Annotated in this window: 22 protein-coding genes and 4 pseudogenes; 20 read left to right on the plus strand and 6 right to left on the minus strand. The window is 36.2% G+C overall.

The genetic code is table 11. From position 1 onward, the window contains the following. The first annotated feature begins 74 nt into the window (after positions 1 to 74). From CCK98_RS13795 to CCK98_RS13835, 9 genes and pseudogenes are all read left to right on the plus strand, one after another. Positions 75 to 1,058 carry an aldo/keto reductase gene (locus CCK98_RS13795; protein ID WP_088087119.1) on the plus strand — a complete coding sequence of 328 codons (984 nt, stop codon included), beginning with the start codon at positions 75 to 77 and terminating at the stop codon, positions 1,056 to 1,058. 192 nt (positions 1,059 to 1,250) lie between these two features. Beyond that, positions 1,251 to 1,838, plus strand: a complete 588-nt coding sequence (locus CCK98_RS13800; RefSeq protein ID WP_088087120.1) for an SDR family oxidoreductase — start codon at positions 1,251 to 1,253, stop codon at positions 1,836 to 1,838. A gap of 240 nt (positions 1,839 to 2,078) precedes the next feature. Continuing rightward, entirely contained in the window at positions 2,079 to 3,263 is a 1,185-nt protein-coding gene (locus CCK98_RS13805) for an MFS transporter (protein WP_088087121.1), read from the plus strand. Between the two features lie 26 nt (positions 3,264 to 3,289). After that, positions 3,290 to 3,418, plus strand: a pseudogene (locus CCK98_RS34835) (alcohol dehydrogenase); the annotation flags it as partial. Between the two features lie 331 nt (positions 3,419 to 3,749). Continuing rightward, positions 3,750 to 5,072: pseudogene (locus tag CCK98_RS13810) on the plus strand (cation:proton antiporter); the annotation flags it as partial. A 207-nt stretch (positions 5,073 to 5,279) separates the two neighbouring features. After that, positions 5,280 to 5,648: a nuclear transport factor 2 family protein gene (locus CCK98_RS13815; protein WP_088087123.1), complete on the plus strand. Its 369-nt coding sequence runs from the start codon at positions 5,280 to 5,282 to the stop codon at positions 5,646 to 5,648. 246 nt (positions 5,649 to 5,894) lie between these two features. Then, positions 5,895 to 7,001: pseudogene (locus CCK98_RS13825) on the plus strand (low temperature requirement protein A). A gap of 301 nt (positions 7,002 to 7,302) precedes the next feature. Further along, positions 7,303 to 8,148, plus strand: coding sequence for an aldo/keto reductase (locus CCK98_RS13830; RefSeq protein ID WP_088087126.1), 846 nt, complete (start codon positions 7,303 to 7,305; stop codon positions 8,146 to 8,148). A gap of 130 nt (positions 8,149 to 8,278) precedes the next feature. Next, a complete protein-coding gene (locus CCK98_RS13835) occupies positions 8,279 to 9,244 on the plus strand; it encodes an aldo/keto reductase (RefSeq protein WP_088087127.1) in 966 nt (321 codons plus the stop codon). A 272-nt stretch (positions 9,245 to 9,516) separates the two neighbouring features. Here CCK98_RS13835 and CCK98_RS13840 read toward each other — a convergent pair whose 3' ends face one another. After that, positions 9,517 to 10,062: a TetR/AcrR family transcriptional regulator gene (locus tag CCK98_RS13840; protein ID WP_088087128.1), complete on the minus strand. Its 546-nt coding sequence runs from the start codon at positions 10,060 to 10,062 to the stop codon at positions 9,517 to 9,519. A 201-nt stretch (positions 10,063 to 10,263) separates the two neighbouring features. Between CCK98_RS13840 and CCK98_RS13845 the strand changes: the two genes are divergently transcribed. From CCK98_RS13845 to CCK98_RS13885, 10 genes and pseudogenes are all read left to right on the plus strand, one after another. Continuing rightward, the gene (locus tag CCK98_RS13845; protein ID WP_218780159.1) at positions 10,264 to 11,625 is read left to right on the plus strand and encodes an MATE family efflux transporter; all 1,362 of its coding nucleotides are present in this window, start codon (positions 10,264 to 10,266) and stop codon (positions 11,623 to 11,625) included. Between the two features lie 272 nt (positions 11,626 to 11,897). Further along, complete coding sequence (locus tag CCK98_RS13850; RefSeq protein ID WP_088087129.1) at positions 11,898 to 12,956, plus strand: NAD(P)-dependent alcohol dehydrogenase; 1,059 nt, start codon at positions 11,898 to 11,900, stop codon at positions 12,954 to 12,956. Between the two features lie 121 nt (positions 12,957 to 13,077). Further along, positions 13,078 to 13,716, plus strand: a complete 639-nt coding sequence (locus CCK98_RS13855) for an SDR family oxidoreductase (protein WP_088090406.1) — start codon at positions 13,078 to 13,080, stop codon at positions 13,714 to 13,716. Between the two features lie 263 nt (positions 13,717 to 13,979). Beyond that, positions 13,980 to 15,035, plus strand: coding sequence for an NAD(P)-dependent alcohol dehydrogenase (locus tag CCK98_RS13860; protein ID WP_088087130.1), 1,056 nt, complete (start codon positions 13,980 to 13,982; stop codon positions 15,033 to 15,035). A 23-nt stretch (positions 15,036 to 15,058) separates the two neighbouring features. Next, entirely contained in the window at positions 15,059 to 15,229 is a 171-nt protein-coding gene (locus tag CCK98_RS35345) for a hypothetical protein (protein ID WP_179195799.1), read from the plus strand. A 250-nt stretch (positions 15,230 to 15,479) separates the two neighbouring features. Then, positions 15,480 to 16,219, plus strand: a pseudogene (locus CCK98_RS13865) (SDR family oxidoreductase). Positions 16,220 to 16,269: 50 nt separating this feature from the next. Continuing rightward, the gene (locus CCK98_RS13870) at positions 16,270 to 17,100 is read left to right on the plus strand and encodes an SDR family oxidoreductase (RefSeq protein WP_088087131.1); all 831 of its coding nucleotides are present in this window, start codon (positions 16,270 to 16,272) and stop codon (positions 17,098 to 17,100) included. A gap of 333 nt (positions 17,101 to 17,433) precedes the next feature. Then, the gene (locus tag CCK98_RS13875; protein ID WP_088087132.1) at positions 17,434 to 18,159 is read left to right on the plus strand and encodes a dihydrofolate reductase family protein; all 726 of its coding nucleotides are present in this window, start codon (positions 17,434 to 17,436) and stop codon (positions 18,157 to 18,159) included. Between the two features lie 36 nt (positions 18,160 to 18,195). Beyond that, complete coding sequence (locus CCK98_RS13880; protein ID WP_088087133.1) at positions 18,196 to 18,591, plus strand: cupin domain-containing protein; 396 nt, start codon at positions 18,196 to 18,198, stop codon at positions 18,589 to 18,591. Between the two features lie 754 nt (positions 18,592 to 19,345). Next, on the plus strand, positions 19,346 to 19,642 hold the full coding sequence (locus CCK98_RS13885; protein WP_256942344.1) for a cupin domain-containing protein: 297 nt from the start codon (positions 19,346 to 19,348) through the stop codon (positions 19,640 to 19,642). A gap of 119 nt (positions 19,643 to 19,761) precedes the next feature. Here CCK98_RS13885 and CCK98_RS13890 read toward each other — a convergent pair whose 3' ends face one another. Continuing rightward, positions 19,762 to 20,769, minus strand: a complete 1,008-nt coding sequence (locus tag CCK98_RS13890; RefSeq protein ID WP_088087134.1) for a DNA/RNA non-specific endonuclease — start codon at positions 20,767 to 20,769, stop codon at positions 19,762 to 19,764. 569 nt (positions 20,770 to 21,338) lie between these two features. On the opposite strand from CCK98_RS13890, the gene CCK98_RS13895 reads away from it, so the two are divergent. Next, complete coding sequence (locus tag CCK98_RS13895; protein ID WP_088087135.1) at positions 21,339 to 22,355, plus strand: hypothetical protein; 1,017 nt, start codon at positions 21,339 to 21,341, stop codon at positions 22,353 to 22,355. 251 nt (positions 22,356 to 22,606) lie between these two features. On the opposite strand, the gene CCK98_RS13900 is transcribed toward CCK98_RS13895, so the two are convergent. The 4 genes from CCK98_RS13900 to CCK98_RS34840 all read right to left on the minus strand — a co-directional run bounded on the left by CCK98_RS13900 (position 22,607) and on the right by CCK98_RS34840 (position 24,996). Beyond that, complete coding sequence (locus CCK98_RS13900; RefSeq protein ID WP_088087136.1) at positions 22,607 to 22,981, minus strand: hypothetical protein; 375 nt, start codon at positions 22,979 to 22,981, stop codon at positions 22,607 to 22,609. Positions 22,982 to 23,152: 171 nt separating this feature from the next. Beyond that, positions 23,153 to 23,524, minus strand: a complete 372-nt coding sequence (locus tag CCK98_RS13905) for a hypothetical protein (protein WP_088087105.1) — start codon at positions 23,522 to 23,524, stop codon at positions 23,153 to 23,155. A gap of 194 nt (positions 23,525 to 23,718) precedes the next feature. Next, the gene (locus CCK98_RS13910; RefSeq protein ID WP_088087137.1) at positions 23,719 to 24,669 is read right to left on the minus strand and encodes a hypothetical protein; all 951 of its coding nucleotides are present in this window, start codon (positions 24,667 to 24,669) and stop codon (positions 23,719 to 23,721) included. Positions 24,670 to 24,813: 144 nt separating this feature from the next. Continuing rightward, complete coding sequence (locus CCK98_RS34840; protein ID WP_142292154.1) at positions 24,814 to 24,996, minus strand: hypothetical protein; 183 nt, start codon at positions 24,994 to 24,996, stop codon at positions 24,814 to 24,816. Between the last annotated feature and the right edge of the window lie 126 nt (positions 24,997 to 25,122).

The raw sequence follows: 25,122 nt of genomic DNA on the forward strand, positions 1-25,122 counted from the left end.
AATACCATAGTTATTTACCTTATATATAAATCGAAACTAAATTTTACATGGATAGTAAAGGGAGGAACAATTAAATGGAATATGTGAAACTTGGAAATACTAGCTTGGATGTATCTCGGATTTGTCTTGGCTGTATGAGCTTTGGTATAGGAGAACGGGGAGATTTTCCTTGGGCACTTAATGAGGAGAAAAGTCGTCCTATGATTAAAAAAGCCCTTGAGTTAGGGATCAACTTTTTTGATACAGCGAATGTTTATTCAGCTGGAACAAGCGAAGAACTTACTGGAAAAATATTGAAGGAGTATGCCAATCGGGATGAAATTGTCATCACTTCAAAGGTTTTTTACCCAGTGAATGATCGTCCAAATGGTGCTGGTCTTTCCCGAAAGCATATTATGAGTGAAATTGATAAAACTCTTAAAAGACTGGGAACTGATTATGTAGATCTTTATCAGATCCACCGCTGGGATTACAATACTCCGATTGAAGAGACCATGGAAGCATTGCATGATGTGGTGAAAGCTGGTAAGGCGAGGTATATAGGAGCATCTACTATATTTGCTTGGCAGTTCTTAAAAGCACAGAATGTCGCTGAGCGTAACGGATGGACCAAGTTTGTAACCATGCAAAACCATTACAACCTCTTATACCGTGAAGAGGAGAGAGAGATGCTGCCACTTTGTAAGGAAGATAAAATCGGTGTGATGCCATGGAGTCCGTTGGCCGCAGGAAGATTGGCAAGGCCTTGGGGTGAAATGGACGAGCGTGCTAAAGTAGATGTCATCGGAAAAGCTATTTATTCTGTAACAGCAGATGCTGACCGACAAGTTGTTGAACGTCTAACTGGAATAGCTGAAAAACGTAGTGTACCGATGTCACAAATCGCACTTGCATGGTTACTTCAGAAGGAACCAGTAACAGCTCCAATTGTCGGTACGACTGAAATTCCCCATATTGAAGATGCGGTAGCAGCTGTTTCTCTTAAATTAACACCTGAAGAAATTATGATGCTTGAAGAGCCATATGTTCCACATCCAGTGCTAGGTATGACTTTCTAATTGTATTACCATCATAAATCAATATTCTTTAATGAGAGGATTAGAAGGCTGTTTATACTAAAAATATTGGATAACCAGACTTGGTTGAACAGAAGGAATCTCTAAGAACGCCCTAGTCCTATTACTAGGGAGTTCTTAATAATAATGTGAATGTAAAAATCAACTTTAGAATGTATGAAAGGAAGTTTAAATATGACGAATGTTTTAATCATTGGAGCAAACGGTTCACTTGCTAGTGTAGCTATTGATATGTTCCTTAAAGAAACCGATGCACAGTTGACGCTTTATTTACGAAACTCACGAAGACTAAGAAACATTGATACAAATCGTGTCCGAGTAATTGAAGGCGATGTTATGGACCTTGAAAAACTAAAAGAGGCGATGATTGGACAGGATGTTGTCTATGCCAATCTTGCAGGTAATCTGGAACAAATGGCAAAAACAATTGTGGATGCAATGGACGATACAGGTGTTAATCGTCTCATTTGGGTTAGTTCAATGGGCATATATAATGAAGTCCCAGGAGAAAGTCATGGTAGCATCTTAAATCCATATCGAAAATCAGCTGCGGTCATTGAAGCCTCAGACCTTGACTATACGATTTTGAGACCTGGATGGTTTACCAATAGGGATGAAATTGACTATGAGACAACTCAAAAAGGCGAACCATTCAAAGGGCATGATGTTTCACGAAAAAGTATTGCAGATTTGATTGTTAAATTGGCTGTAACGCCAGGATTGGAAGTTCGTAGCAGCTTGGGTGTAAATAAACCTGAATAAGCATAGTCAAGACACTTATTTCTCACTATACGATTAATTATAAACGAACATCACAAAGCTAAGTTGTTTAAAGATTAAGGATTAATGTTTGGTTGCTATACAAACAGCACCTGAAAATGACTGGGAATAGTAAAATACTATCCAGTCATTTTTTCTGGAAATAGCTGAGCAAATTATTGTTTTAAGTTTTTTTAAAAGATAGATAGATTCAATAAAGGAAAAGGAGAACAGAAAAATAATATGGGAAATACTTGGAAAATTTATATGTTAGCCTTCATTGGCTTCTTCGTTGGTACGAACGAGTTCGTTATTGCGGGGATCCTTAATAAAGTGGCTGACTCAGCACATATATCGGTTTCGGCAGCAGGACAGCTTATAACCGTTTTCTCCATTGCTTATGCGTTTGGACCAACATTGGTGATAATGGCTCTGGCGAAAATGGATAAGCGTAAGTTATTAATGATTTCTTTAGCGATCCTTGTGCTCGGAAGTATTATGACAGCTGCAATTCCTAGTTTCATCTTCTTAATAGTATCACGTGTTGTACTTGCCGTAGGAACTGGCATATTTGTCATCACCGCCATGGATGTTGCACCAAAACTAGCATCTCCCAACCGTCAAGGTAGTGCGATAGCTACTGTCTTTGCGGGTTTTAGTACTTCGCTTATCATTGGTATTCCAATTGGTCGAATTGTAGCTCAAGCATACGATTGGAGAGTTATTTTTTGGGGCATTGGTTTATTAAGCTTATTGGCGATCTTTGCTATTGCACGTTGGATTCCAACCACAGAAGCAGCAAAGCCTATCCCATTTAGAATGCAAATGGGACTTTTAAAAAGACCAGTCATTGCGTTAACTATCGGAGTTACCTTATTTGGATTTATTAGTTATTCGGTATTCAATACATTTATGACCCCATTCCTTTCTTCAGTTTTGCATATGGGAGAAGGAGAAATCAGCATTATTTTCTTTGCGTTAGGTATTGCTAGCTTAGTTGGATCAAAACTTGGAGGATTCCTGGCAGACCGAATTGGCATCGATCGTACACTCTTCGGCAGCCTTTCTGTCCAATTTTTAGTTCTTACAATTTTGTCTATCGTTTTGATGGCGTTTGCTCATTCTGTAATTATCTCCATCGTGTTAATTATGATTTGGTCAATCGCTGTTTGGACATTTTCGACAACCCAGAATTTCAAAATAGTCACAATTGGACAGGAAGCATCTGGTATCTTGCTAAGTCTAAACATGACTATTATTCAGATTGGGATTGCGGCGGGAGCTGGTATTGGAGGGGTTGCGACAAGAAGTACAATGCAACCGATCACTTGGGTAGGGGCTGCATCAGCCTTAATTGCAGTCATTATTTCAGTTGGTTCGTTAGGATTTAGCAACACCTCTCGTAAAAATGTTGAAGTGAAGTCATAAAAACACATCTTGATGTTGATGCTTATTTTGCAGCTCAAAACGGCATTGCCCCTAAAATTGAGGTAATTCGTGCTGACCAAGTAAACGAAGCATATGAGCGTGTTCTCCGTAGTGATGTGCGTTATCGATTCGTCATAGACATGTCTACTCTGTAAATTTTAACGATTCTTTTTTTAACATGAACCAAAGAAGATGGGTCAACCAATTAATTCTATTGGTTGACCCTATTATTGTCTTACGTATTTCAATCCTCAATCAACCCCACGACACGTCATTCTATAATATAAATAATTTCAATTGATACGTACTCTTAATTCTGGGATGGCCCTCTAAAATACACAATTTCAATCCATTCGTGCACTAATACACGAATCATCATTATTTAGTAATTGTGGATATATTGCATATGGTTATAATAATATACATGAGAGCATTAATTCATTCTTGTGTTTTTATCTTTTATTAAAATTGATGAGGAGGGATTGGATGGAACAACAAGGTTCTATTATCTCACTTTTAATTGTAAGTATTGTCGCATTTTTAACACCTATTCTGCTGCACCGTTTTAAATTACATTTTGTTCCCGTAGTGGTTGCAGAAATTATTATGGGTTTAATTATTGGAAAGAGTGGATTTAATCTTGTGCATGAAGACACATGGCTAGGAATTCTTTCTACTCTAGGATTTTTATTTCTTATGTTTTTAAGTGGACTTGAAATTGACTTTCGTGGTTTTTCCATGAAACAAGGTAAGAAACTAATAAAGGAGAAAGTTGAACCGAATACCTTTCTGATTTCAAGCATCATTTTTGCTGGGATTTTTATTGTTTCCTTTGGATTATCCTATCTATTTGTTCTAGCAGGCTTTATTCATAATGTTTTCTTAATGACTTTAATTATTTCATCGATTTCTCTTGGGGTTGTTGTCCCTACATTAAAAGAAGCGAATTTAATGAAAACAAACATTGGCCAGATTATCTTGCTTATTGCAGTTATTGCTGATCTGGTTACAATGATTTCTCTTGCTGTGTTTGAGTCTCTATTTGGTAAAGATGGTGGACATACCTGGACGCTTCTTATTTTGTTTGCTGTAGGTGCTGGACTCTATTTTATCGCCAACTGGTTAAAGAAGCGAAAGATTTTTTCAGTATTGGCAGCAGGAACGACACAGATTGGGACAAGGGCAGTATTTACCTTATTAATTGCGTTTGTCGCTATTTCTCAAATTGTTGGAGCTGAAAACATCCTAGGGGCGTTTCTGGCAGGGGTAATTGTATCATTGCTGTCGCCTAACAAGGAAATGGTTCTTAAATTAGACTCATTTGGGTATGGATTTTTCATCCCGATCTTTTTTGTGATGATTGGTGTGAAATTAGATTTATGGTCATTGTTGAGTGAGAAAAAAATGCTGATGCTTATACCACTTCTTCTTATTGCACTGTTATTGTCCAAATTAATCCCAGCGATTTTTCTAAGAAAATGGTATGACATAAAGACAGTTATTTCTTCAGGGTTGCTTCTGACTTCAACTCTTTCGGTTGTAATTGCTGCCGCTACGGTTGGACAAAGAATAGGCGTAATCACCCAGCAGATGAGTGGGACCCTTATTCTGGTTGCCGTCATCTCCTGTGTAGTAACACCCATCTTGTTTAAAAAGATGTTCTCTCAAAAGGATGATGGAAATAAAAAACAGAATGTAGCGTTCACTAAATCCAACAATATTTGTTTGCCTTTAAAAAGAAAAATAAACTCTACTCAATATAAGCCTAATGTTGTAGCACATAGAGCAGTAAAAAGCAGAAAAAGAATTGTATAGTATTTTCAGTTGTCGAGTATCGAAAGGTATATTTTAGCTACACGATGCTGAATTTATTTATATTGTCTACACTAAGTCCAACTATTGAAAGTTATTGTATCCGAACCGTTCATGAGTGAAAGAATGGAAAACGAAAACAGCACGAATAATAAGCAAGTTCTCAATAGATAAAAAAAACGTTATTTAGGAGGTTGCAAAAAAATGAGTGAAGATAAACAAAAAATCCTTGCAATTTATCAACAGATTGATGCTGCAATGGTTAATAAAGATACTCAAGGCTTGGAAAACATCCTTGATGACAATTATGTATTAGTTCACATGACTGGTTATCATCAACCTAAGCGAGAATGGCTTGAACAAATAGATAGTGAACAAATGAAATACTACAAAACCATGCCGCAAAAAACAACAATTACAATAGAAGGTAATACTGCTACTCTTATTTGTGATACTAAACTTGATGCTAGAATTTATGGTTTTAGAAACACTTGGAGTATGCAAATGAAAATGCATTTTGAGAAACGTGGAGACAATTGGTATCCTGTAAGGACTATTGCAACAAGTAGATAAAAAACAGAGATAATAAGATAACAACGACATAATTTAACATTTCAAAAAATGGGAACCCTATTAAAACCTTGTTTAGTCGCAATGGTGACAAGGATTTAATAGGGTTTATGATTTCTGCATATCAGTGTGATAATGGGGGGAACATTAACTTGTTATTCCACAATTAGTTATTATTTTTTTTCTACTTAACAGGAGGAAATTGAGTTAAAGCAGGATAATGTAAAAACATCCACAGATAAGTATGAGATTTCACCTCTTGAACTGATTTTCGATTTGGGATTTGTGTTTGCATTGTCCCAGCTGTCAGAACATTTACTACTTCATCTCAACTGGTATGGTCTGGCGGAAATGATAGCCCTGCTGATTGCGGTATATAATGTATGGTCATATACGAGCTTTGGAGCCACATTCATACATGTCGGAAAGACTCAGACTCAGTGGATGATGCTTATCGTGATGCTTTTAGGGCTATTCATGTTTGCCTCAATTCATCGTGCATTTGGAGTAGAGGCGTGGACATTTGTAACTCCGTTTCTAGTATGTCAGATAGGAAATGGATTATTTACCACTTTTGCTGAAACTGGTCTTTAAGCTCATTACTCAAGAATGCTTGGATGGATTCTTGCTACTACACCACTCTGGATTATAGGTTCGTTTGCAGATAGCAAAGAGAGGCTTATATGGTGGGGCATTGCAGCAGGAATTGACATCTTAGGAACGTGGTTTGCCCATCCATTACCTGGTCGTGTTCTCAGATCCGAAAATGTAGAATTTGATGCGGAACATATGGTTGAAAGATGTAGGCTTTTCTTAATTATTGCACTGGGAGAGATTGTTTTTACGACGGGTAGAGCCATATCAACAGCTCCAATTAATCATATCACGCTTCTTACAGGAATATGTTCTATCGCATCGATTGTAGCGTTATGGGCTATTTACTTCGGTGGATCAGAACATTTGGTGCTACATTATACTGAGGAAACTACAAATCCAATTCTAGCTGCAAGACTTGCGATGAACGGTTTAATAGTAACTGTTGCAGGTTTAATTTTGTTTGCGGTAGGAATTGAGTTGGTGATTGAGCACCCTTATTCGGGGGCATCGGCATCAATGACCACTCTTCTGTTTGGTGGTCCCATCCTCTACCTTATATCGCAGGGATGGTATCTCTGGTATATAACTAGGAAAGTCCAATATTACAGAGTAGTGGGAGGGATAATTCTAGTGATATGCGGATTCCTATCTAATTTCACGAAGACATATTTCTCTTTAATTATCGTAACGATTCTACTCGTTATTCTTTCAGGGATTATTACGGGGTCTGTAAAAAAGAATAAAGGAAATAGGATCTGAACAAAGTTTTTATAAGGCAGTATTAGTAGGAAAAGAAAACTTTCCTAAAGTTAATGAACACGGATTGAGAAGATTATATTGAAATGATTGAGGAATAGCATTCATTATATTTAGTACACAATTTTATTGGATTTGTGAACTAATAAACAAATCGTCCGAATTTAACCATTTGAAGCATCTCATATTTGTATTAAAATTATACACAGATGTTACTTAATAAATCGATGGGAACAAAATTAAGAGTCATTTTTGATTGCATGGAAGCCAAAAGTAAGTAATCCCATATAGGAGGAATTTGTAAATGGAAACTGTTACTTTATCTAATGGAATTAAGATGCCAATTTTAGGTTTTGGAGTGTATCAAATTCCTGAGCTTGAAGAATGTGAACGTGTCGTGAGTGAAGCAATTGAAGTGGGGTATCGTTCTATCGATACTGCCCAAGCTTATGGGAATGAAGAAGCTGTAGGGAATGCGGTTCGTAAAAGTGGCATACCTCGTGAAGAATTCTTCATTACCACAAAAGTTTGGATTTCCAATGCTGGCTATGAGAAAGCAAAAGCATCAATAGAAGAGTCTTTACAAAAGTTGCAAACAGACTACATTGATTTACTGTTGATTCATCAACCATTTAATGATTACTATGGTACTTATCGTGCTATGGAAGAGTATTATAAGGCGGGAAAAATCAAAGCAATTGGTGTAAGTAATTTCTATCCTGATCGTTTCATTGATATTGCTCAGTTTAGTGAAATCACACCAATGGTTAACCAAGTAGAAACACATGTGTTTAACCAACAAAAACAAGCTCAAAAAATAATGGAAAAATACGGGACTCAAATCGAGTCTTGGGGACCTTTTGCAGAAGGAAGAAATGATTTCTTTAATAATGAAACCCTAAAAGAAATTGGTGAGCAATATGGTAAATCGGTTCCTCAAGTGGCCCTGCGTTATCTCATTCAACGGAATGTTGTTGTCATTCCTAAAACGGTAACAAAAGAACGAATGATTCAAAATTTTGATGTCTTTGATTTTGCTTTATCAAACGAAGATATGGATAAAATTGCGAAATTAGATCAAGAACAAAGTTTATTCTTCTCACATTACGCTCCTGAAACAGTTGAAATGATAACAGGACTAGTTAGATAAACAATAAAGACCATGAAGAAAAGGAAGCTAGTAGGGCTTCCTTTTTGATTATCGACATTTAAAATATGCTATTTGGGGATATGTGATTTAAACACATGGGCAGAAAATGCTTCTTTAGGAGATGAGTAAAATGAAAATGAGAGAATTAGGAAACAGCGGCTTAAGAGTCTCTGCGATTGGTTTAGGTTGTATGGGAATGGATCATGCTTATGGAAAGCCTGCTGATCGTGATGAAATGGTGAAATTAATTCGTAGAGCTGTTGAACTTGGTTGCAATTTCTTTGATACTGCTGTTGTTTATGGAGAATCCAATGAAGAATTACTGGGCGAAGCACTTGCACCAGTTAGAGAACAGGTTGTGATTGCGACTAAATTTGGAATCACTGGGACAGAAATTGTAAATGATCGTCCTCAACATATTTTAAATAGCACACCAGAATCCATTAGAGAACAAGTGGAGGGTTCCTTAAAAAGATTGAAAATAGATTGCATTGATTTGTATTATCAACATCGTATTGACCAAAATGTAGAACCAGAATCTGTTGCAGCAACGATGAAAGAATTAATGGATGAAGGTAAAATTAAAGCATGGGGATTATCGAATGCACCAATTTATTATATGAAACGTGCACATGCTGTATGTCCAATTGCTGCCATTGAAAATCAATACTCCATGATGTGGCGGGAACCTGAAAAAGAATTATTTGATATTTGTGAAGAGTTAGGTATTTCATTTGTTGCTTACAGTCCACTTGGAAATGGCTTCCTAAGCGGAAAATATACAAAAGATACAACCTATAAAGAAGGCGACTTTAGAAGCTTCATGGGTAGATTCAAACCTGAAGTCATTGACCATAACAAAGAGTTATTAAATATAATTGCAGAAGTTGCTGAAAGCAAAAATGCAACATCTGCTCAAGTTGTTTTAGCATGGGAATTAGCTCAAAAACCATTTATTATTCCAATCCCAGGTACTACAAAATTACACAGACTGGAAGAAAACTTAGGCGGTGCTGATATAGAATTAACAAAAGAAGAATTAGATAGCCTAAATTTTGCTTTATCTAAAATCGATATTGACGAAACACATTTCTAATTAAAATAAGCTAATTGAAAGATAATTAACAAATTTAATCGATTTGTACATTATTTCACGAAACAAGATTATTTGGCAATTGTAAACATTTTGTTTCTGTTTATAATTATAGTGGATACAGGCAAAACCAAATGGATTGTTACTGATCATTCAGAAAAAACCTAAATCGCTAAATAAGAGAGGCTTTTGAAGTCTCCTATTTTGTGATTTAGGTTTTTCTTTTATAAAAAACTCGATATAGTCATTTTTTAGAAGCAATCACTCAATGCTTATTATAGATTCCTCTCTAACAGAATTCCCACCTGTTCTGCCATGACTTGAGGTGGATAAGGCATCCCATTGTTGATCCACCATTCCACAATCCCAACATATGAAGTGACAATAAATTGAAGAAGAACATCTTCATTTAATTCATGGTTCTTTCCTTGTGAAGTATCAACTTCATCCTTAAACTCTTCGATAAGAAACTCATGGAACTGACTACGAAATGAAGGAGCTCCCTTACTCTTTAACATCGTTGAAAAGAATAAAAAATGATTTTCAAGGTATTCGAACCAAGGCAGATTCGCATCTTTATATTCTTCAGCGGAGGTTGCTTCACAGATTTCTCCCATTTCGTTAATATGTTCTTCAATGAGCTTATCCAGCAGATCAAACTTATCCACGTAATGAAGATAGATGGTTCCTCGGCTAACATTTGCGTGATCGGAAATGTCCTGAATGGTAATGTCATCGAAATTTTTTTCAGACATTAGCTCAATCAAGGCTTTTTTTATGGCTTCTTGGCTTTTTGCTATTCTTCTATCTACTTTAGGCATTTTAAGATTCACCAAACTTTCTTAAAAGATATTGAACAATTTTAATTGATTTGTTCATTACTAGTCATATTGAGTTGAATTAACAATTGTAAGCATCCTATATCCGTTTATAATTATATACAGTTGTTCATTAATGAATCAATATTTAATTTAAAAACAACTAGAGTTATGGAAATTTGCAATAAAATCGGGGGGATTAACTTGCAACAGAAATCTTTAGCGTTGCCATCCACAAAGTTATTTACAAATAGGGATTTATTCATATTATTTGTGCCACTTATTATAGAGCAAGGTTTAGAATATCTGGTGGGATTGGCAGACTCCATTATGGTAGCCCACGTAAGTGAATCTGCCGTATCTGGGGTTTCCCTTGTAGACTTTGTTATGGCTTTGCTTATTAGTTTGTTTGCTGCTCTAGCAACAGGTGGGGCAGTAATTGCAGGGCAATACATGGGGAGAAAGCAGCTGGAAAAATCAAGAGAAGCAGCCAATCAACTGGTATGGTTTGCTGGTGCAGTTTCTATTATCATCATGCTGATTATCTATCTAATCAAGCCACTAATATTAAATGGACTGTTTGGAGAGATTTCCGATGAAGTACGCACAAGTGCCAATACTTATTTAATCATAACTGGCATATCGATTCCATTCCTTGCCCTATATAATGCTGGAGCTGCTATATTTCGGACGATGGGTAATGCAAAACTGCCCATGTATGTAATGTTGGCCATGAACATTGCTCACGCAGTGGGGAATGCCATTCTTATTTATGGCTTCAACTTTGGTGTGGAAGGCGTTGCGATACCAACCCTTCTATCACGTGTTGCGGCAGCAGCAATTATTATTACATTGGCTTTTAACAAAAAGCAGCCACTATATATAAAGAAAAGTTTAAAGCATAAATTTAACTGGTCAATGATTAAAAAAATCTTAGGCATTGGTGTTCCATATGGATTAGAAAACGGCTTGTTCTATTTCGGAAGAATTGTTGTACTCAGCCTTGTTTCTACTTTTGGTACGGCAGCTATTGCAGCTAATGCGGTGGGAGGCACTATCGTTATGTTTGAAGTCCTGCCAGGTATGGCAATTGGGCTTGGACTGACTGTTATTATAGCAAGATGTGTTGGTGCTGGGGATTATGAACAGGCTAAATATTTCACCAAAAAGATTATGGATATTGTGTATGCTGCACAAGTAATAAGCTGTGCATTCGTACTTGCTTTACTCCCTTCAATATTAAATGTTTATGGATTATCGGAAACTGCAAGATCATTGACTACACAAATCGTTTGGTGGCATGCAGCATTTGAAGTCATCATTTGGCCGCTTGCATACACTTTACCTGTAACGTTCCGTGCTTCAGGCGATGCCAAATTCCCGATGTACGTTGGGATTTTATCCATGTTTTGCTGCCGTATTGCCTTGGCATATCTTTTCAGCATCTATTTCCATATGGGAATGTTCGGTACTTGGGTAGCTATGTTTATTGATTGGATTATCAAGGCGATGATTTTCGTCCAAAGATATATAAGTGAAAAGTGGACTAAGTTGCAGGCAATTTAAACAAAAAGATTAAATGATAATTTTTAGCATAGTGGGCTTTTTGCGTATGAAGACAATTTGGTTAACGAAAATTTTCTTAAAGTTAATGAACAATATCAATTGATATGTTCATTAATTAACAAAGGACATTGATTTAACCATTGTAAGCATGAAGAATCCATTTATAATAATAAACATATGTACATTAAGGTATTGTTGTTCATATTTTAGGAATTTCGATTAATGTATATCCAAATTTAAAGTGTTTACAAGAAAGGAATGTGTTTTATCTTATGTGTAATAATCATCAAAACATTAAAACCCGTGTGCTAAGTGTTCCGAGTGCAAAAGCACCATTTGAAAAGGCGACAATTGAACGAAGAGATTTACGGCCAGATGATGTTTTAATAGATATTAAGTATTGCGGAATCTGCCACTCCGATATTCACAATGCACATAATGATTTTGGCAGGGGTGTTTTCCCGATGGTGCCTGGTCATGAAATTGCAGGCGTTGTATCTGCTGTAGGATCAGAAGTTACAAAATTTGCTATTGGTGACCGTGTTGGTGTCGGTTGCTTTGTTGACTCCTGTGGAGAATGCGAATTCTGTCTTAGAGGCGAGGAGCAATTTTGTAAAAAAGGTGTTGTCGTGGTATTTAATTCAATGGGCTACGATGGTGAACTAACATACGGTGGATATAGCCAAAAAATCGTAGTTAAGGACAAGTTTGTTGTCCGTATTCCTGACGGCATGGATCTGGCTGTGGCAAGCCCTCTATTGTGTGCAGGTATCACAACCTACTCTCCTATGAAACACTGGAATGTCGGTCCTGGTAAGAAGGTTGCGATTGTAGGAATGGGAGGTCTTGGTCACCTCGCTGTACAATATGCCCATACTATGGGTGCTGAAGTTACTGTCCTAAGCCAGACTATGAATAAAAAAGATGAAGCCTTTGGCTTTGGAGCAGACCATTATTATGCAACCAGCGATCCTGCTACGTTCACTGAGTTGGCTGGTCGATTTGACCTTATTTTAAATACAGTGTCTGCCAATATTAACGTCGATGCGTATCTATCAACTCTTAACGTAGATGGAACACTTGTAAATGTAGGGTTGCCAAACAAGCCAGATCAATACAATGTTTTCTCCCTATTCGCTGGTCGTCGCAGCATTGCTGCTTCAAACGTTGGCGGCATTAGGGAAACACAAGAGATGCTCGATTTCTCTGCTGAACATGGCATTGCCCCAATGATTGAAGTAATCAATGCAGACCAAGTTGACGTAGCATATGAGCGTGTTCTTCGTAGCGATGTACGTTATCGTTTCGTTATTGACATGTCTACATTGTAATAGTCTTGTTTAATTAAAGATGGATCAATCTATTGGTTGACCCGTCTTTAATTTTTTCTAAAAGCAGTTTTGACTGTTTTCTATTTTTAAGACTTTAAAAATAAATGGAGGAGGGTTTATGTTGACTAATGTTTTAATCCTTGGTGCAAATGGCCAAGTTGCACATATTGCTATTAATTTATTTTTAAAGGAAACTGATGCTCAGTTGACTCTTTATCTACGTAACTCAAGAAGACTAAAAATCGTTGATTTAGGTCGAGAACGTGTCATAGAAGGTGACGTGAACGATGTTGCTAAGTTGAAAGAAGCGATGGATGGACAAGATGTTGTTTATGCTAACATTGGCGGCTCAGATATTGTTCAAAAAACTCAAAACATAATCGATGCAATGCACGCCACTGGTGTTAAAAGGGGAATTTTTATTAATATTTTAGGGATTTACGACGAAGTACCTGGCAAGTTCGGTGAATGGAATAAATATATGGTCGGCAGAGGAATGGAATATTGGAGAAAAGCTGCCAATATTCTTGAAGCCTCGGATATTGATTACACGATTTTAAGATGTACTTGGTTCACCAACAAAAACGAAGTGGATTACGAAATAACGGAAAAGGGTGAACCTCTCTTGGGAACCGAGGTTTCCCGCAAAAGTATTGCCGCTTTGGTTGTCAAAATAGCCGAATCTCCAGAATGGGGTGTTCGTCGCAGTTGGGGTGTTAACAAACCAAATACGAAAGGCGATAAACCAGCGTTTTATTAAATAAGACGGCACAATAAATTGTAGAACCAAGCGACCTAAGCTTATAACCGCCCCGAATCTGACTATGCTTAATTCGACTTTAGTCATTAAAGGGTAAACAAACTTTCTTGAAGATAATTGATGATTTTGTTTGTTTTGTCTAATAATGAACAAATCCTATCAAAGTGTTCATTATTGTATGTATATAGTACAGGATAGGGGTAAATCTATTATTGTTAATTGGAATCATTTGGTGTCTTTAAGAAAGGATTGAGTGGTCTTTTATGTCTAATAATCCAAAAACTACTACTGGTGTTTTAAGTGCTCCAAAGGCAAAAGCACCTTTCGAACACACTACCATTGAGCGTAGAGCATTAAGAGCAGACGACATCTTAATTGATATTAAATTTAGTGGTGTTTGTCACTCCGATATTCATAGTGCCTACGATGAATGGGGTGGCGGAATTTTCCCAATGGTACCTGGTCATGAAATTGCAGGAGTTGTGGCAGCGGTTGGAGACAAAGTTACAAAATTTGCTGTTGGGGACCATGTTGGTGTTGGTTGTTTTGTTGACTCATGCGGGGAATGCGAATACTGCCAGAGCGGTGAAGAGCAATTTTGTACAAAAGGTGTTGTCAGTACATACAATTCACTAGACTATGATGGTAATCCAACATACGGTGGATATAGCCAAAAAATTGTTGTGAAAGAAGATTTCGTTGTTCGTATTCCAGATGCTCTAGGTTTGGATGCGGCGGCCCCACTACTGTGTGCAGGAATCACTACATACTCTCCCTTGAAACACTGGAACGCAGGTTCAGGTAAAAAAGTTGCCATTGTGGGTGTTGGAGGCCTTGGACACGTAGCTGTTCAGTTTGCACATGCCATGGATGCCGAAGTTACTGCCTTAAGCCAAAGCATGAGAAAAAAAGATGAAGCCATCAAGTTAGGTGCTGATCATTACTACGCAACTGGTGACCCCGATACATTCAAAGAATTGGCTGGTCGTTTCGATCTTATCTTAAACACTGTTTCCGCAAATCTCGACGTTGATGCGTATTTATCTATGCTTCGGGTAAATGGAACACTTGTAAATGTCGGTGCTCCTGCTGAAGCAGATAAGTACCATGTTTTTTCTCTAATCATGGGCCGTCGGAGCATTGCTGGTTCACTTGTAGGAGGGATTCGTGAAACACAGGAGATGCTGGATTTTGCAGCTAAACATGGAATTAAGCCAATTATCGAAATAATACGAGCTGACCAAATAAATGAAGCGTATGAGCGTGTTCTGCGTAGTGATGTTCGCTATCGATTCGTTATTGATATATCAACTATGTAACCCAACACTAAGGAGGGCTTCTCGTGAGTCAAGATAAAAACATTAACAATGGGAATTTCGCAAAATTCGTCTTAAATCACACCGACAAACATAACAACCATGAACAAAATGTTAACAACATTGGTCAGGAGTTTGCTTCCGAAAATGATACTCAATTCATTGATAACAATAATGTTAATTTAAAAAGGAAGTAAACGGTAAATGGTTTTATAACTCCATAGAAATTAAACCGCTTCAGAAGAGGCGGTTTATTTACGTAAATCTTGTGATGCTTTAATTCCAATTTATTAATAAGATACTTAACAATTTCAATTGCTTTGTTCATTAATTAACAAAATGCGGTAATTTAACAATTGTAAGTATCCTATATCTATTTATAATAATAGACGTGAGTTCATTAATGTATTAATATTTATCTTTTTTGCTGAAAGGATGGTATGTAATATGTCTAGTATTCAAGAAAAAGTTGTAATCATTACTGGTGCTTCTAGTGGGATTGGCGAGGCTACTGCAAAGGAACTTGCATCTAAAGGTGCGAAATTGGTTTTATCAGCTCGCCGTGAAGATCGATTAAAGAAATTGCAAGAAGAGATTCAAAATAATGGCGATCAAGCTATTTACAAGGTAACAGATGTAACTTCTCATGAACAAATGGAAGAGCTGGCTGAGTTGGCTCTTAAAGAGTATGGAAAAATCGATGTTTTAGTCAACAATGCAGGAGTTATGCCACACTCATTTCTTTATAAGAAATAAGTGGATGATTGGAACAAGATGATAGATGTAAATATCAAAGGCGTACTTGTGTTATTGCTGCTGTTCTTCCAACGATGAGGGAACAAAAATCAGGTCATATTATTAACGTTTCTTCGGTGGCAGGACACGTTGTAGGAGCTGGTAGTACTGTCTATGCTGGAACGAAGCATGCTGTGCGTGCGATTTCGGAAGGTCTTCGTAAAGAAGAGGCTGGGAACAATATTCGTTCCACCATTATCTCACCAGGAGCAGTAACGACTGAATTAACCAATACAATTACAGATATGGACCTAAAACCAGGAATAGATAAAATCTATGAAGGTGCGATTGATGCTGATGCGATTGCTCGTGCCATTGCTTTTGCTATTGAACAGCCAGCTGATGTAGCAATAAATGAAATGATCATCCGTCCAACATCACAGGAACGGTAAGACCATTATAAAGTAACTTGATTCTAGAATAAAAGTAAGGAGGACATACAATGAAAGATGTTGTACTTTGGACAGGTGCTGGACAGATTGGCATGGCGATAGCTAGAAGAATCGGTTTTGGTAAGAGAATTATTGTTGGTGATAAAAACCTAGATAATGCCAAAGCTATTGCAAAAATTATGGAAGAAGCAGGATTTGATGTCGAACCAGTCGAAACGGACATTTCCTCCAGAGAATCTATTTTAAATTTGATTGCAGAAGGTCAGAAGTATGGTGAAATCACTGCTCTTATCAATGCAGCTGGCGTATCACCTAGTCAGGCACCTATTGAAACCATTTTGAAGGTGGATTTGTACGGAACGGCAGTATTACTGGAGGAAGTAGGAAAAGTTATAGCTCCTGGAGGTGTTGGTGTAACAATTTCCAGTCAGTCTGGACACAGAATGCCTCAATTGGGAACTGAAATTGACGAGCAGCTGGCAACGACACCAACTGACGAGCTCCTTAGTTTGGAATTCCTTCGGCCAGAAAATATCAAGGATACGTTGCACGCTTATCAAATGGCGAAACGGTGCAATGTAAAGCGTGTTATGTTTGAATCTATACGCTGGGGAGAAAAAGACGCTCGTATCAATTCCATTTCTCCAGGGATTATCGTAACGCCGCTTGCTATAGACGAGTTCAATGGTCCAAAAGGAGAGTTCTATAAGAATATGTTTGCCAAGTGCCCTGCCCGACGACCTGGAACAGCTGATGAGGTTGCAAATGTGGCTGAGCTGCTGATGATGCCGCAGGGAGCTTTCATCACAGGGTCTGATTTCCTTATTGACGGTGGAGCGACGGCTTCCTATTTTTACGGACCACTAAAACCAGAAGAATAATGACAAGAATCTCAAAATGCAGCCGCCTAATTAGAAATGAGGCTTGTCAGTCCCAGGAGAGAGGTATCGTACTACATTAGATACTCATCGAGATTCAGCTGCCATTATTGGCCTCAGACCTTGACTATACGAGTTTGTGGCCACGGTGGTTTACCTATGAAGATGAAATCAGATATGAGAACTCAGAATAGCGAACCATTTAAAGGACATGATGTATCTCGGCGGATTTGGTTGTTAAATTGGCTCTAACACAGGAATGGAAGTTCGGAACAGCTTGGGTGTAAGCCAACCTTAATAATTAGGCTGAATTCTAGGTGAAGAAGGAGTAAGGACATGGAAAGGCCATATATTATTTGTCACATGCTAACCTCATTGGATGGGAAAATCATTGGAGATTACTTGAAGGTGGAACGAGCAGCATTTTTTACAGACGAATACGAAAAAATTCATGGACGGTACGGATGTAAAGCATGGATGTGTGGCAGGGTTACCATGGAGGAACACTTTACTTTTGGAAATATATTAGATTTAGTACAAGAAGACATAGAAACAATCCCTAGAATTGATTACGTAGCAAATAAAGATGCTAAAACATACGTCGTAGCAGTAGATCCCTCTGGGAAATTAGGCTGGACCGAAAATTCAATTGCACCATGGAATGAGCATAAGTTTGAAGACCATATAGTAGAAGTCCTTACAGAGCAAGTATCTGATGCATACTTGGCTCATCTGAAAAAGATAGGAATTTCTTATATTTTTGGTGGAAAAGAGCGATTAAACTTTAGTCTAGTAGTGGAAAAGCTAAAAAAGCTATTTTCCATCGATAAGTTAATGTTAGAAGGTGGAGGTTTTCTAAACGGCTCCTTTTTAAATGAAGGGTTAATTGATGAATTAAGCCTCGTTTTAGTTCCAATTGCAGATGCTGCATCCAACTCTGTGACACTATTTGAGACGAGTTCTTATTTAAATAAAACTCAACCAGTAAATTTCTATTTAAAGGACATAGAAAAACTGGACCATGGTGGGTTATGGATGAAGTATGTTACAAAGCGGGATTAATAAAATTTTTACATTAAAAGAAAGTAGGAATTAAAAATGAAAAATGAACAATTGAGTAATAGCACTATCTTTCCATTGGGACAAAAAGTTGAAGCAAACTTTATCGGTGCTGCATTTTTACAAATGGTATTTACCGATCCAAAACCACTCAACACATCAATCGGGAATGTAACCTTTGCACCAGGAGCCCGCAATAACTGGCACTCACACAAAGTTGGGCAAGTTTTGTTAGTTACTGGTGGTGAAGGTTGGTATCAGGAAGAGGGAAAACCAGCTCGTTTGCTCAAAACGGGGGATGTGGTCAACATTTCGCCGAATGTGAAACATTGGCATGGTGCCACAAAAGACAGTTGGTTTGTACACTTAGCAATGACACCAGGGGAAACTGAATGGTTACAACCTGTTGATGACGAATGGTATAATAAATTATGAATCGAATTTATATATTAAAAGGAAGCCGATTTCCATATGTGGAGTTCGGCTTTTATCTATAACTTTGTGAAGGTTTGTACTTAAACTGGAAGGTTAGTATTGGGATAAAATAGGACTACAAATTAGACATGTCCAATTTGTATGGTCCCTTTATAATTAACTATTTTACTTTAATAACCTAAATATAAATTGGGCTTATCTTCTATTCAATGAAACTTCTGATGAAGAAGTCAAGGAAATGGCAAAAAGACTATTAAATGGAGACTTAGTCGTAAAAGATTTACAGAGTATGGATAAAATTAAGATTCACTTTAGATCTGTAAAGAAAAAACGGAGGAAAGGTTTTATAAATTATAAAGAACTCAATAAGTTTGTAGAGGAATACTTGTCATTAGACGATTGAGGAAAACAAAATATACTTCTAGGTTATTTTACGGAAGACGTGTATTTAGCAATTAAAAAATGCTGTTTATGCATTTTTGAATTTAAAAAAGCCCAAAAGATGCATGTAATGTATAAAAAACTCGCATCTTTTAGGCTCATTATTTTTACTCCTTATTGTGGTAAAGCAACCATTTATGTTGGACGGACTTTAGGTCATAGTTTTATTATTTCTAAAAAGGCAAAACCCCATTGTCGTTAATCTTTTTCCACTCCTGAGCTTCTATATCTAAAACTTGTTGCTTTCTCTGCATTTTTAAAGGAAAATGAAAAACCACAAATTGAAAAAATAAACATTAATCAACTTAATCCAATGATTGATAATGATGGAAATTATCTTGTATATTCTATCTTCCCATTTAACCCAGATAAAAAGTTTGAGATTTTTACTGTAGACCTAAAACCAGGATTTAGTCATATATCTGAAAAACATATTGGTGAGGAATATGTACTTATACAACGAGGTAAACTTACAATCGAAGTCCAAGGTGAGAAGTTTGTATTAGACCCTGATGAGTCGATTAAATTTAATGCAAATACTGAACACATTTATATAAACTCTTCGGATGAAATGGTTAGATTCTACATAATTATCTTTTATCCCGACTAATATATATGTCTTTTTTCTAGGTTGAATTGAAGAAAAGTTGTGTAAACGATACACAACCTTTCTTTAACTAACCTGCCAGTTACTTCGATAAGAAGAAAAGAATCGCCGCATAACCCCATTTATTCACCTACTAAGCCATCACCATCTCGATCATCCATATATTTATAGAGCCATGAATCCCGTGTAATTGGCATTTTAAAGCCAGCAGCTTTAGCTTCAGAGATCGTAACTTGTCCATTATGATTGGTATCTACCTTACTAACATCTTCATCACTACTTACCGTTTGGTTTGCTGGTACATTGTTTGTTTTCGGTGGCGTACTCTTAGTACCTGTTGTTGCCCCTAAATTTTTGTTCACTTCATCTGGGTTTACATTGTCAAATTCATCTGTAATTGTTCTGCCCTGAATTTTGTATGTGAATTTATAATGGTTCGGAATTTGCGTCTGAGTATTTGGATATTGAATCACTGCTACGAAATCTGTACAACCTCCTGCATCTCGAATCACTTTTTCCATATAAGCTTGGTCGCCGTGCCTATTGAGAGTGCTGTCTTGAGGTGTAATGTTATAGGCATTTGATACTCCCCCAAGCGAGTCAGCAATCACATGTCCTTTATCCAAGGTTGGACTCTCTGTACCAGGAACATTTGCTTCATCAGAGTAATATCTACCTGATGACGTAACATGTTCAGTATTCGAATTTTGAAGTGTTATATTTTTTGCCTCAACACGAATTAACTGACCGTATTCATTTGTAAAAGCCCAATATTCTCTGTCACCAAACCCAACATCAACTCTGACATTTGGCTTTCTATAACCTGACATATCTCCGCCATCTACTTCAATTAGTGTATATTTACTGTAGTCAAAGTCACCATTAACACTTGTTATCGTTGGTGTACTAGTGGCAGGAACACTTGGACTGACTGAACTTTCAGTAGTCGTTTTTTCCGCTTCATCGTCAGGTGTACTTTTTTTGCTTTCAACAGTGGCTGCTTTCTTTTTGCTTACTTCTTGAGTTTTATTTTTTGGGGCATTTTCCTCTTTGCTAGTTGTTTCATTTGATGAACAAGCTGCAAGGAAAACTAATAAAAACGCAATAAATAAGTAGGTTAATTTCTTCATAAATTGTCCCCTTTTTGTAAACATTTGTAGAAATACCAATACTATTATACTGCTAAAATACTTCAAAAAACGAATAAATTTATATTCCCCATTTGATAATCCTTAATGTTATTAACCTAGTTATGGTAAAACTCCTTATTCCATTAGACTGCCCCTTTAGTACAACAAGGAAAAAGACCGCTGCAGCGATCATCAACTTTAGCTAATGCACCCCTTAGTTGTAAAACATTATTTAAATATCACCTTTTTAAAATAGACCTTTGGGGAGGACCATAGGATTGTTCTCCCTGAAAATATACTAGTTTATTGGGGATACAAGAAATGATAAATGGCATCCCACACCATATTAATTTCTCTAATGCTTCAGCGAGCAGCAACTCTTTCCCGTCCATATCATAGACAGACAAATTAGAATTTGAAGAGATAAAGAAATCAATGTATTAAGATGGATAATGGGCAAAGTAAATTAATGCATTACAAGAGCAAGAGGGTGTAAATGGATGCTATATTATACATAAGTATTCGATAGATCGTTATGTCTATATTAAAAATGGGGGAGTCTTGAAAACATGGAAAACGTATCATTGCCTATTGGAACGAAAAACGGATGTTTTACTATAATCGGGGGTTTTGAAGAATATCAAGAAAAAGTTACTAAAAAAAGAATTGAAGAGTTAGAACAAGACAAGCAAAAGTTTATAAATGGGGAAAAAAATCCTAATAATAATTTTGAATCTGTAGAAACTTTTGATAAATGGATACAAGATTGTAAGTCTCGAAAGAAATACAAATGTCAGTGTAAATGTGGAAGAATAGTTTATTTAAGTGAAAGTGCTTTATTTTTCAAGAAACGGAGAGATTGTGAAGGAATTGGAGAGATAGGAGAACAAAAAAATTGTGCGTTAAAGCAAGAGCGTGAGAAAAAGAGATTAGCTTCATATCCCAGGGTAAAGGATAAAAGCTATGATATTGATTATTCCAATACCATACATGAATCATTAGAGATATTAGAATGTATTAATGAAAATTATGAAGAAGGGTTTGTTGTAATTGATAGAAGAAAAAAGAATGGTGTCGAATGTAAAGTATTTAAACTATATAATTGTCGTTGCTATTTGTGCGGCAAAGAATATCAATATAAATCATCAGATTTTGAAATAAAAATTGATGCATACGGACGTAGAGCGACAGAAGGATATTATTGTGATACTTGTTGTGACTGTCATAACATTTCATCATTTCAATGGCGAACTATAAAAATATTGAGAGAACATAATGTGGCATATAGAGTTGAAGTTTCGTTTCAAGACCTATATGGTGTAGGGCATAAGAAATTGTTGCGTTATGATTTTGCTGTTCTCGGTTCAGATGACAGTATTAAATGTCTTATTGAATGTCAAGGTGAACAGCATTATAAGCCTGTAGCTGAGTTCGGTGGTGTTTCACAATATGAGTCTCAATTAAAGAATGACGAATTAAAACGTATTTATGCCAAGTCACATAATATACCTTTATTTGAAATTCCGTATACTTGTAATACATACGAAAAGGAAATAAAATTTCTTAAAACTGCTGGAATTATTTAATCGGTGAGTTTGATTTGAAAGTACATAAGACACTTAGGTGTCTTTTTTTTATATCATCGTCAATTTCCCAGTCACACCTAATTGTTATTTCTTCCACTGACCTGCACGTTAGCTTTATAATTTCCACAAAAATAGCGTTAATCCTTCTTGAATTAACGCACCCGATAGTTTAAGTACAAAAATTCACAAACTTAGGTTTATTACAGGAATGCTGCCTCGTTAGTGACATATCGAAACGGCTTTCATTTTAACTACTCTTCAGTAGCTTCAATATATTGTTCATACCATTCTTTTCCCGTTGACCATTCTTTTACTGGATTTTTTTCACCTAAAATTTTTGAACACGCAGATGCCATTATGTACTCCTCCAATCCATCCTCATTGCTTTTGGCAAACTTGTTTAAAAAATGGTTAAGAGCGATATGCTTTTGTTCAACAATATTATTAAATTCATTTTTATGAGCGTTAATATAATCATTTGGGTTTGAAGACAATTTGCTAACATCACTTGGAGTTACCATTTTCTCCAAGTCTCTTTCAACTTGTTGAATAATGTCCATTTTTTTTTCAGCAGAAGTACAAGCAGTTAATGCAAGTAATATACAAATCACAAATAGTTTTCTCAATAAAAACCACTCCTTATTTTCTGGTTCCTCATTAAGCAAACCTGCCCTTAAGTTAAATAAGGATATTCTACAAAAAGAGCGATAATCCTCCTGGATTATCGCACCCGTTACTTTAAGTGAATTTTTTCACAAACGGATGAAGTATCCTAAAATACAAGATTCCTTTTGACTTTAAAATTTATTAATATTATGAACCTTTTTTGCTAAAATCATTGCTATGTACTGAGGAATTAAATTCAATAGACTTACTACTATTATTAGTTGAGAAGAAGAAAATGGTTTAAAGTAACCACCATCCCACATTTCTGTATCCGACATACCTCCATTAAAATAAAACGAAACCATCATAGATAACATATTTCCAATTATAAAGGGGATGAAATTGCAAAAATATTTCACAAGGAATGCAAGAAGGGAGGTTGCCACAATCATTATAAGATAACCTATCATAGAACGGTTAGCAAAGTCTTGTTTCATAGAAAAGTATACAAATGGAAAACAGTATAAAATAACTAAAAAGATACCAATGCTTATTTTTTTCAAATTTAGAACCCCCTATGTTTTAAAAACACTAATGTGTAATATTACACTAATTGTAACATAAGGTTCATTCGTTTAATACAAAAATTTCCGTATTCTTATTCAACTAAACTGCCCCATTAGTGCAATAAGAAAAAGGGATAGCCACAGCCATCCCGATCCTTAACTCTTGCACCCTTTAGTTGAATAAGGATGATTTAAATTTTTAATCCCTTAAGATTATTCTCAAATACAAAGCCTTTTGACCAAGTACCAACAAGAAAATAAGTATCATCTTTGCTAAATTCTGCAAAACAGGTGTATTCCAATTCTTCAATTTGGATAGGGGTTAAGTCTTCAAATCCTAATATAAAGACCCTATCACTTGAAGTGAGAACAATGTAACTGCCATCGTTAGAAGCAGCTATATGGACAAAATACTCATCGGTACTTTGAACTCCATTTTCGGTTAAATTTACTTTTTTTAAGACGGTTTTTAATTCAGCGTCCATAATTGTTAATTCATAGTCCTTATGAACAAAAATATAAACTTGATGAACTGGCTCATAATAAACCAAATCCCAATTTGTTAATCCTAGATTTTCCACAATAGAATAAGATCGTTCTACCGAAGGGTCTACAACCTTAACTAACTTATATTTTAAATAACCTTTTACCCCTTCCAAATAACTTAAGGTAAATAAATAGGAATTATCATATGGTATAGACTGATTAAATTCAATATGTGTTCCCTCAAGTTCTGTTAAGATTTCATAATTCCCTGTTTCTATGTTAAGAGCACAAACCTGTTTTCGATCGTTAATTTTAAGGACATCTAGAATAGTAAATGGTTTATTTAACAGTGCAAAATTCCCTTCCTCTATCTGAAAAGACTTTCTAGATTTAATGGTCTTAATAAGTAGAAAATTTTTAGTATCGTAAACACAGATTGTGCCAACTGTGTTTTTTATGTAAAGAAGTTCGTCATTTTTTGAAAAGTGGAGAGTGTCTGGATTATTGGGCTTTGTAAGCTCTATAACTTTTTCCCAAGTCTCGGTTTCAAAAATGACAGTTTTTCCACCCATTGTATGACACAATAACCTTTTGTCATTCGATAGCACTATTTCATAAGAAGTTTTTAAATTCTTTATTAGGTTCATTTGAAACACAAATTCGCCTCCAATTTAGTTTCACCATTATCTTTCTTGATCTATCCAGCTCCGTTACTTCAATAATAAAAGCTGCCGAGAATGGCAGCTGATCCTTAACTAAAGCACCCGTTAGGTGAACAAGATTTTAACAATGCATAAGTCTTATCTTTCAGACTTCTTTTTAAAAACAAAGAAAATCAATAAACAAATGACCAAATATATTAATGCTTGACCACCTAAATCTTCGCTAAGAAAATTGTGGATACCATTGGCACGAAGTATGAAACGAATAACAACGGAAAGAATTGCAGCGATAAATATAGAAATAAAGACTCTTTTGCCCATAAAATTTCACTCACTTTTTGGTATTTTATCTTAAATAAATATTATACCATTCCTTCTAAAACTATTCTGCCAGTTAGTGGAACAACCAAAAAGGCTCTACTCCTCTTGGAGTAAAGCACCCCGTTA

It is taken from the genome of Bacillus sp. OV166, from assembly GCF_900177675.1.
GTDB lineage: Bacteria > Bacillota > Bacilli > Bacillales > Cytobacillaceae > Neobacillus.